2 protein-coding genes are annotated in these 1,341 nt (G+C 31.9%); both read left to right on the forward strand.

Annotation, left to right across the window (positions count from 1 at the left end; genetic code table 11):
* Positions 1-364 precede the first annotated feature (364 nt).
* Positions 365-589: a type II toxin-antitoxin system RelB family antitoxin gene (gene relB, locus HMPREF9129_RS10175; RefSeq protein ID WP_004823528.1), complete on the forward strand. Its 225-nt coding sequence runs from the start codon at positions 365-367 to the stop codon at positions 587-589.
* Positions 586-849: a type II toxin-antitoxin system RelE family toxin gene (locus HMPREF9129_RS10180; protein ID WP_004823529.1), complete on the forward strand. Its 264-nt coding sequence runs from the start codon at positions 586-588 to the stop codon at positions 847-849. The genes relB and HMPREF9129_RS10180 overlap by 4 nt, the downstream gene beginning before the upstream one ends.
* The last annotated feature ends 492 nt before the right edge of the window (positions 850-1,341 follow it).

Genomic DNA, 1,341 nt, shown 5'->3' on the forward strand with positions numbered 1-1,341 from the left:
AAATACTAAAAACATAAAACATAAATATAAAAACCATCCCAAAAAGCGTTTTGAGGGTGTAGGAGGAGAGAACCCGAAGATAGGCGTGGGAAACCACGCTTAGATAAAACGAACCTAGGAAAACCATGGGTTTGTCTTCAATATGAGAAGGTTCAATTTGAACCTTCTTTGTTTTTAATAGGGCATAAATTTACCTGCTGATGCTAAAAAATATGTAGACTTAATGCTCTTTATTTTATACAGTCTGGTTGCCTAACAAAACCAATATTATCTTGACAAGCATTCCTCTATGTAATACGATCGTATTACGTAGAGGAGAGATTAACTATTAAAGGGCAAGAGGAGAAATGAAAGGAGCAAAGATATGTCTACAATTAGTTTGAGAGTTCCGGAGGACGAGCTAAATATTATTAAATCTTATGCAAGACTTAATAATAAAAGTCTATCTGAAATAATTAGAATGACGATGCTTGAACATATTGAAAATGAATATGATCTTAAAGTGTTTGAGGAGTATGAAGCAGAAAAGGCAAAAGGAACACTAAAAACAAGACCTATAAATGAACTTTGGGAAGATTTAGAAATATGATATACCAGATAACTACAACAGATAAGTTTGATAAAGCTTTTAGAAAGTTGGACAGACAAATCCAAAAAATAATTAAAGTTTGGATTGAAAAGAATCTTGTAAATTGTGAAAATCCTCGTATTCATGGAAAAGGACTTACAGCAAACAGGAGCGGTCAATGGAGATATAGAATAGGAGATTATCGTATTCTTGCAGATATAAGAGACAATGAACTTGTATTAGTTTTTGTTGATATAGGACATAGAAAAAACATTTATTAATAAAACATAGCATCATTTTTATGAGGAGTATCGCATTCTTTAGTTTTAAAAAATGGAGATAACTTTAATAAGACATTGTAAATTATATTTGTAAAGAAGGTTCAAGTTGAATTTTCTCATCCCAGTCAAGGGTCGCTTCGATTTCCTTTGACAGAAATATGCATTATTTGATGAGGATAGTTATGCCATTTGAAAAATATTATTGGATGGGTTTCTTGTCACACAAGTTTGACAACTTTAGACTCTAAAATAAATAAAGATTAACCCGGCAATTACATAAAATGAAATATCAAAAATCTAAAAAGCCTAAATACCAACACAAACCAAAAGCGTTTTGAGGGAGTTAGAGAGAGGGCGTGAGGGAGAATCGCAACGCCCTTAGCCCTCCCTCGGAATAAAAGATTAAGAAATAAAAAAAGTAATAACATATAAAAAATTTAAACCTAAACGAACCACAAAAAAAACGGGCGGGCCTATATTGCTTTATAATAT

Source organism: Peptoniphilus indolicus ATCC 29427 (assembly GCF_000227315.1).
Taxonomy (GTDB): domain Bacteria; phylum Bacillota; class Clostridia; order Tissierellales; family Peptoniphilaceae; genus Peptoniphilus; species Peptoniphilus indolicus.

Coding starts and splice junctions, on each gene's coding strand:
- HMPREF9129_RS10180 (WP_004823529.1), top strand. CDS start 586: ATGATATACCAGATAACTACAACAGATAAGTTTGATAAAGCTTTTAGA.
- relB (WP_004823528.1), top strand. CDS start 365: ATGTCTACAATTAGTTTGAGAGTTCCGGAGGACGAGCTAAATATTATT.